Origin of the sequence: Devosia sp. (genome assembly GCF_017307565.1) — a bacterium.
Taxonomy (GTDB): domain Bacteria; phylum Pseudomonadota; class Alphaproteobacteria; order Rhizobiales; family Devosiaceae; genus Devosia.
This window is the reverse complement of record NZ_JAFKHD010000246.1, coordinates 1-2,490: the sequence shown is the minus strand read 5'-3', so window position 1 is coordinate 2,490 and position 2,490 is coordinate 1. Positions and strand designations below refer to the sequence as shown.

The following is a 2,490-nucleotide window of genomic DNA, read 5'->3' as shown; positions in this document are numbered from 1 at the left end:
CGCTGGGTTACTGAGTTGCCAGCCTTGCAGCAAGTGTAGAGCCCTCGGGTCAAGCCCGAGGGTGACGGTTCGGGGGTATGCGAAAGCACACCCGCCATTCGAGCGTAGCTCTCATGGCCTGCTCGCCTCAAATCGCGCCACTGGCGCGATTTGCCCTTCGGGACGGCTCTCAGCCGCTCACAATCGCCCGGCTCACGCGACCGTCTCTTTGCAGGATGATCTGCCAGGTTCGGACTTTTTGCGACACGGTGGTGCTGAACGTCTGCGCGTCCTTGATGTCGGTGTCGTTGAGCTGGAGGATCACGTCGTCGACCTGGAGGCCCATGGCTTCCGCCGGGGAATTGGCGGCGACCGCGGTGACGATGACGCCCGTGGCGTCGTAGGGGAGGCCCTTGGACTCGGCGAGGGCCGGGTCGAGCTGGCGCACGGTGACGCCCGAGAAACGCGAGTCGGCAGAGATGGTTACGACGGCATTTTCGGCCGGCGCTGGAGCCGCTTCGACGGGGAAATCGACCGTGGTCTTGGTCGTGCCGCGCAGGCGCTCGAGCTTGGTGGTCTGACCCACGGGCTTGGTCGCGAGGCGGAAGTTGAAGGCACTGGGGTCATCGACCCGCTGACCATCGACCGAGAGAACGACGTCGCCGGACTGGAAGCCGGCACGGGCGGCCGGGCCGTTGGGCGCGACTTCGGTGATGAGCGCGCCATGGGGAGCGTCCATGCCGAGGCTATTGGCGATGTCGGAATCGACGGCCTGCATCTTGGCGCCGAACCATGGGCGGACGATCTGGCCGCCATGGACGCCGGCATCGGCCACGAGCTTGGCCATGTTGGCGGGAATGGCAAAGCCAATGCCGACGGACCCGCCCGACTGGGAATAGATCGCCGTATTGATGCCGACGAGGTGCCCCTGCATATCGACCAGGGCGCCACCGGAATTGCCCGGATTGATGGCGGCGTCGGTCTGGATGAAGAATTCGTAGTCGGAACTTTCAACGCCGGTGCGGGCAAGAGCGGAGACGATGCCCGAGGTGACGGTCTGGCCGGATTGCCGATGGCGAGGACGATATCGCCCACGAGCAGCGCGTCGCTATCGGCAAAAGTAATGGCCGGGAAGCTGACGCCGCGCGTGTCGCGGACGCGGAGGACGGCAAGATCGGTCTGCTTGTCTTCGACAACGACATCGACCGCAAACTCGCGTCCGTCGCTGAGGGCGATGCGGACGTCGGTGGCGCCGTTGATGACATGGGAGTTGGTGAGGATCACCCCAGCCCCATCGACGATGACGCCAGAGCCGAGCGAGCGGGATTCGCGCGGGCGAGACTGGAATTGATCACCGAAGAATCGGGAAAAGAACGGATCGTTGGCGAAGGGGGAAGTCGCCTGGGATTCGATGCGTGTTGCATAGACATTGACCACCGAAGGCGAAACCGCCTGAACGATGGGGGCGTAGCTCAACAGCACCTGCGGCTGACCCGCAGGCACCGTTCGCGTCACGGCTGCGGGTGGGGGTGCTTCGGGTTGCGCCTGGCTCGTTTGAACCTGAGCGGTGCCCGGTGCGTTCCAGGGAGAGAAGGCCAATGTACCGCCGATGGCGATGACCGCTACGGCGAGACCCGAAAAGACGAGTGTTCGCAGAGACATGGGTACGCTCCCAGCTACCTGTTTTAGCCTATTTTGGCCGAGGATTTCTCCGCGAGCAGAGCGCCGGGATTCTGTCACGAAAATGACGTTCGAACATAGTTGTTTCCATGGGCAAATAATCGTTTGCGCCAGGGGGCACGTGGCCCTATATGCAGCGCGAATTTCTTACGGCGCTTCCAGAACAGAAAAGTGGTCGCCGTGAGTTTTCCTTCACCCTCCAGCCCCGAAAGGCCTGTTGTCCAATGACTGACGAGCCGAAGACCGTTTACGCCAATACCTCCGCGCTTATCGCGGCAGAGGCGCCGGACTTTCCTTCCTTCCTCTTCTCGGAGAAGGAGTTCCATAGGGCCGTGAAGGTTTTCAAGAAGGGCTTTGACGGCCTGCTCACCTATGCGGTGAAGTGCAATCCGTCGCCCCACATCATTGCGCAGCTGCACCGCGAAGGCCTCAAGGCGTTCGACGTCGCCTCGAACACCGAAATGGAACTGGTGCGCGACTACGCGCCCGGCGCCGTGATGCACTACAACAACCCGATCAAGAACAAGCGCGAGATCGAGCGCGCTTATGAAGAGTTCGGCGTTCGCTCCTTCACCATCGACCACCCGCAGCAGCTCGACCAGCTGGCCGCAGTGGTGTCGCCTTCGCGCGATGTGGAAGTGACCACCCGCTTCAAGGCCGGCAAGGCGCTGAAGTCCTATGACTTCGGCATCAAGTTCGGCGTGATGGAACAAGGTGCGGCCGAGATCGTCACCGCCGTCGAAAAGATGGGCTATACGCCCAGCCTCTGCTTCCACGTCGGTTCGCAGTGCGAAGACGCCTATGCCTATGAGCGTCACATCGCTGCGGCCG

At 62.5% G+C, this 2,490-nt stretch carries 1 protein-coding gene and 2 pseudogenes; 1 reads left to right on the top strand and 2 read right to left on the bottom strand.

Going from position 1 to position 2,490, the window contains the following annotated elements:
- Positions 1-169: 169 nt before the first annotated feature.
- Positions 170-718, bottom strand: coding sequence for a PDZ domain-containing protein (locus tag J0I64_RS08215; protein ID WP_291407106.1), 549 nt, complete (start codon positions 716-718; stop codon positions 170-172).
- 162 nt (positions 719-880) lie between these two features.
- Positions 881-1,641: pseudogene (locus J0I64_RS08210) on the bottom strand (trypsin-like peptidase domain-containing protein); the annotation flags it as partial.
- A gap of 242 nt (positions 1,642-1,883) precedes the next feature.
- On the opposite strand from J0I64_RS08210, the pseudogene J0I64_RS08205 reads away from it, so the two are divergent.
- Positions 1,884-2,490: pseudogene (locus J0I64_RS08205) on the top strand (hypothetical protein); the annotation flags it as partial.